5 protein-coding genes and 1 riboswitch are annotated in these 5,692 nt (G+C 31.3%); of the genes, 1 reads left to right on the forward strand and 4 read right to left on the reverse strand.

Translation table 11 applies throughout. The features are described from left to right. Window positions 1-26: 26 nt before the first annotated feature. The 3 genes from guaB to JJE11_RS13425 form a co-directional block, all read right to left on the reverse strand. The gene (gene guaB, locus JJE11_RS13415) at window positions 27-1,481 is read right to left on the reverse strand and encodes an IMP dehydrogenase (RefSeq protein WP_291636432.1); all 1,455 of its coding nucleotides are present in this window, start codon (window positions 1,479-1,481) and stop codon (window positions 27-29) included. A gap of 202 nt (window positions 1,482-1,683) precedes the next feature. Then, window positions 1,684-1,781: riboswitch (purine riboswitch) on the reverse strand. Between the two features lie 140 nt (window positions 1,782-1,921). Continuing rightward, window positions 1,922-3,550 carry a chaperonin GroEL gene (gene groL, locus JJE11_RS13420; protein ID WP_291636434.1) on the reverse strand — a complete coding sequence of 543 codons (1,629 nt, stop codon included), beginning with the start codon at window positions 3,548-3,550 and terminating at the stop codon, window positions 1,922-1,924. A gap of 95 nt (window positions 3,551-3,645) precedes the next feature. After that, window positions 3,646-3,933, reverse strand: a complete 288-nt coding sequence (locus JJE11_RS13425) for a co-chaperone GroES (protein WP_291636436.1) — start codon at window positions 3,931-3,933, stop codon at window positions 3,646-3,648. 300 nt (window positions 3,934-4,233) lie between these two features. Between JJE11_RS13425 and JJE11_RS13430 the strand changes: the two genes are divergently transcribed. After that, window positions 4,234-4,890, forward strand: coding sequence for a TIGR01906 family membrane protein (locus JJE11_RS13430; protein WP_291636438.1), 657 nt, complete (start codon window positions 4,234-4,236; stop codon window positions 4,888-4,890). Here JJE11_RS13430 and JJE11_RS13435 read toward each other — a convergent pair. Further along, entirely contained in the window at window positions 4,884-5,597 is a 714-nt protein-coding gene (locus JJE11_RS13435; RefSeq protein WP_291636441.1) for a TVP38/TMEM64 family protein, read from the reverse strand. The two genes, JJE11_RS13430 and JJE11_RS13435, sit on opposite strands and share 7 nt — an antisense overlap. Window positions 5,598-5,692: the final 95 nt, after the last annotated feature.

The raw sequence follows: 5,692 nt of genomic DNA on the forward strand, positions 1-5,692 counted from the left end.
ATCTATTCTAGCTGCTCTCATCTATTCTAGCTGCTCACACTATAATTTGGTGCTTCTTTTGTAATGGATACATCATGTGGATGACTTTCGCGTAATCCAGCTGATGACTGAACAATAAATGTTGAAGTCTCAAATAATTTCTCTAGGTTTGCTGATCCTAAATATCCCATTCCTGAACGTATACCACCTATCATCTGAAATATAGTTTCTATAACAGTTCCTTTAAAGGGTAATCTTCCTTCTACCCCTTCTGGAACTAGCTTTTTATTTCCTTCTTGAAAATATCTGTCCTTGCTTCCTGAGGCCATAGCACTTAAAGAACCCATACCTCTATATACCTTATAGCTTCTTCCTTGATATATTTCCATTTCACCTGGAGCTTCTTCGCATCCTGCAAACATAGAACCCATCATTACAACTTTAGCTCCTGCCGCTAGTGCCTTAACTATGTCTCCTGAGTATTTTATACCACCGTCTGCAATTACAGGTATTCCATATTTATTCGCCTCTTCAGCGCAATCCATAACCGCTGTAAGTTGTGGGACTCCCACTCCTGCTACAATTCTTGTAGTACAAATGGATCCAGGTCCTATCCCAACTTTTACGCAATCCGCCCCTGCCTCAATTAGATCTCTTGTTGCCTCAGCAGTTGCAATATTGCCTGCTATTATTTGAATTTCTGGGTAAACAGACTTTATTCTGCGCACAGCATCCATTACTCCTAAAGAATGTCCATGAGCTGTATCTATAGTTAATACATCTACTCCAGCCTTTACTAAGGCAGCTATTCGTTCCATCATGTCTGCAGTTACGCCAACAGCTGCACCACATAATAATCTTCCCCTAGAATCCTTTGCAGCATTAGGAAATTTTATAGTTTTTTCTATATCTTTTATTGTGATAAGTCCTCTTAGATAATTTTCACTATCTACTAAAGGTAACTTTTCTATTTTATGTTTTTTAAGAAGTTGTTTAGCCTCTTCCATACTTGTTCCTTCTGATGCAGTAATTAAATTTTCGGTTGTCATTATATCTTTAATTTTCTTGCTATAATCAGTTTCAAAAACTATATCCCTATTAGTAATTATTCCAACTAATTTACCATCTGTTGTAATTGGAACTCCTGATATTCTATATTTACTCATTAATGCTAAAGCATCTTCTAGAATATTATCTGGTGATAAGAAGAAAGGGTCTGTAATTACACCATTTTCTTGTCTTTTAACTCTATCCACCTCAACAGCTTGTCTTTCAATACTCATGTTCTTATGTATTATACCTATTCCGCCCTCTCTAGCCATAGCAATAGCCATTCTAGCCTCAGTAACGGTGTCCATACCTGCACTAATTAGAGGTATGTTGAGTTTTATTTTTTTTGTAAGGTAAGTAACTAAGCTAACATCCCTAGGTAATACTTCTGACTTATTTGGAACTAACAGTACATCGTCAAAGGTGTATGCTTTTTTTATTATCTTTGCCATTTAATCAACGCCCTTTCACAATTTTATTTTAATTACATCTTTATATTTAGCATAAAAATATTTATATATACTACATTCTAAAATTATTCTGCTCTCTTAATAGTTTTGTGGCTACAAAATCACAACTCTATATAATGTAGAAAGTACAAAAAGGCATAATAATCCTACTTTTACCAAAGTAAAATTAGCATGCCTAAAATAGGGTCACACTAAAATTACTCATAGTGGTCAATTTGTGGCTGACCGTAGATACTCCTTGCCATATTCAAGGGATATATGAGTACGTTATTGTTTTTTAAAGTTATAATAATAATAGTTAATGTTTGAGCATTTGTCAATGACTATTTCTTTTTAAGCTATTTCCTATATAATAAAAAGATTAACTAAGGTAATCCCCTAGTTAATCTTTTTATTCAAAGCAATCATAGTTTATATTACTTTTAGTACATTCCGTCCATTCCCATTCCTGGTCCGCCACCCATTGGTGCTGAATTCTTTTCTGGGATATCTGCAACTGCAACTTCTGTTGTTAAGAATGTTGCTGCAACAGATGCAGCGTTTTGAAGTGCTGATCTTACAACCTTTGTTGGATCAACAATTCCTGCTTTTATCATATTTACCATTTCTCCACGTAGAGCATCATATCCAGTTTCTCCAGCGCTTTCTCTTACTTTTTCTATTATAACTGAAGCTTCTGCACCAGCATTTGTAGCTATTTGTCTTAATGGTTCTTCTAAAGCTCTTTTAATTATGTTAATACCAACTTGAACATCTGGTGTATCTGATGTTAATTTGACAATCTCTAAAATAGCATTAATATAAACTGTTCCACCACCAGGAACGATTCCCTCTTCAACTGCTGCTTTTGTAGCTGCAAGAGCATCTTCTATTCGAAGTTTCTTTTCTTTTAATTCAGTTTCAGTAGCAGCTCCAACTTTTATTACAGCTACTCCCCCTGCAAGTTTAGCAAGTCTTTCTTGTAATTTTTCTCTATCGAAATCTGACGTAGTGTCTTCAATTTGTTTTTTAATTTGAGAAACTCTATCACTTATTGCGTTCTTTTCGCCTTTTCCATTTACTATTGTAGTGCTTTCTTTAGTTATTCTAACACTTTCAGCTTTTCCAAGCATTTCAACAGTAACATCTTTAAGTTCTTTCCCTAGTTCTTCACATATAACTTCTCCACCAGTTAAGATTGCTATATCCTGAAGCATTTCTTTTCTTCTATCACCAAAACCTGGAGCTTTAACTCCTACACAAGTAAAAGTCCCTCTTAATTTATTAACTACAAGTGTGCTTAAAGCTTCGCCTTCAATATCTTCAGAAACTATTAATAATTTTTTCCCTTGTTGAACAATTTGCTCAAGTATTGGAAGTATATCTTGTATGTTAGTAATTTTTTTATCTGTTATTAAAACATATGGCTCATCAAGATTTGCTTCCATTTTTTCTGCATCAGTAACCATATATGCGCTTAAATATCCTCTGTCAAACTGCATTCCTTCAACTATATCGAGTTCTGTTTCCATAGATTTTGATTCTTCTACAGTTATAACTCCTTCATTCCCAACTTTTTCCATAGCGTCAGCTATTAGTGTTCCAATTACTTCATCACTAGCTGATATTGAAGCAACTCTAGCTATATCTTGCTTACCATTAACCGGTTTAGAAGATTTTTTAATTTCTTCAACTGCTTTATCTACTGCCATTTTTATACCAGTTCTTATTAGCATAGGATTCGCTCCAGCTGTAACATTTTTTAAACCTTCTCTTATTATAGCTTGAGCAAGCAATGTAGCTGTAGTTGTTCCATCTCCTGCTACATCATTTGTCTTAGTAGCAACTTCTTTAACAAGCTGAGCTCCCATATTTTCGTACGGATCTTCTAGTTCTATCTCTCTAGCTATAGTAACACCATCATTTGTAATGAGTGGTGATCCAAATTTTTTATCTAATATAACATTTCTTCCTTTAGGTCCTAAAGTTATCTTAACTGTATCTGCAAGCTTATCTACACCTCTTTGCATAGCTCTTCTTGCTTCTTCTCCAAATAATATATTTTTAGCCATTTAAAACCCTCCTATACGCTAATTCATTAAAGATAATTCAACAATTATCATCTAATTGTTGAATTATCTTTATTCATTATTGCGTTTATTAAAAATTATTTCTCAATTACAGCTAATAGTTCATCTTGTTTTAATATGATATACTCAACGCCATCATACTTTATTTCACTTCCTGAGTATTTAGAGAATAATACTATATCCCCTGCTTTAACTTCCATTTTAATCTCTTTTCCATCTTCCAATTTTCCTGGTCCTACTGCAACTACCTCAGCCTCTTGTGGTTTTTCCTTTGAAGCTCCTGAAAGAAGTATTCCACTCTTTGTAGTTTCTTCTGCTTCTAATCTTTTAATTAATACTCTATCACTAAGTGGTCTAATGTTCATTTTAAACCCCTCCTTTTATATTTTTATTGCTTTTGTTAGCACTCAACACATCTGAGTGCTAATATGTTCTATAACCTATATACTAATTAATAATCAATATAATATCAAATTCGTGTAATCCATATATTATACCATTTATAGCCAAAAAAACATTTTATGTCTATTTATCTCTTAATTCTATAGTTTTCCTCTTGTTTTCTTTAATTTTCGTAAATTTGTGGTCTTCGCGCATTTTTTTCATTATTAAATCATTGAATATATTTTAATTTGTTGTTAAAATTAATACATAGGGGTGATTACATGAATATTCTGTATAAATGGTTTAATAATTCTGTTTTTAAGTTTTCATTAAAAACGTTTTTTATTTTTTGTTTTGCTTTTTCCTTCATAATTTTAAGTGTATATTTTACTTTGCTTTTTAAGCCATTATACTACATGGATATTGGAACTTTAAATATTGAACAATCTTCCAATTTAAATAGAAATGAACTTAAGGCTAATTATGACTATGTAATTACATATTTAACTCAAAATAAAGTTGAAGAGTTCAATCTTCCAACACTTGCTTCATCTGAAAATGGCAAAACTCATTTTAAAGAAGTTAAAGTAATATTTGATAAACTTAAAATAATGCTATTTTTTTCCATATTAATAAGTATTATAGGTATAATGTTAAATAAAGGTCGCAAAACAACAGGATACTTGTTAAGTACTTCCATAATACTTTTAATCATACCAATTATATTGTTAATACCCTTTTTAGTTAATTTTGATAAGAGTTTCACGACTTTTCATCATATGTTCTTCAACAATGATTACTGGTTATTTGATCCCCAATATGACCCAATAATATCAATCCTTCCACAGAATTTTTTCTTTCATTGTGCAATATTAATAATTATTTTGATTGCTATAAGTAGCATAACGTTAAGATTTATATATCGCCATCTTCAATAAGTTTTTTTCTTTTTAGTCATAGCATTGATTATAGTATTACCTTTATAAACTCCTACTATGGACACAATGCTCATGGTTACACCTATAGTGATTAAACTTGTAACATCCCAAGCATATATTCTTTCTCCAAACAAAGAGGAGATAAAAATCCCTGGAATTCTACCTAATGTTGAGTATATAAAGAAATCTTTAAAAGAAATATTTGATACTCCGCATATGTATGCTAATGCATCTTTGGGTATTCCAGGGATTAAATAAAACATAAATACAACGTTTTTTTTACTCCCTTCTTTTAATATTTTCTTAAAGAGTTTTACTTTCTTTTTCACTAACAATTTTTCTACAAGCGGCTTACCATAGTTATTGGAAATAAAATATACTATTATGCTTCCTAAAGTAATTCCCATTAATGATAGTATACTTCCTAAAAAAGTTCCAAAAATATACCCTCCTGCAACTTGTATAAATTCTCCTGGAATAAAAAAAACAACTACTTGTATAACATGCATAAGAATGAAAACTAAAATACTGAAGCTTCCATAAGAAAGAATAACCTCTTTTAGTATATTAGGGTTTTTCATTATATATGAATACTTAAAATAATATTCATAGCCAACATAAATGAAAACCATCAAAACTACAGATAGTACTATATATTGCTTATATTCTGATACCTTTTCTCTAATAGTATTCCATATTCTTCTCATTGTTCTTCATCCTTTTCATTATAATTATATTCAATATTCATCCATAGTTAGATATATCATTAGTTATTTTGCTTAATTTTCTCTAAATTATTCGA

The sequence above is a fragment of the Clostridium sp. genome (assembly GCF_016650095.1).
Lineage (GTDB): Bacteria > Bacillota > Clostridia > Clostridiales > Clostridiaceae > Clostridium_AD.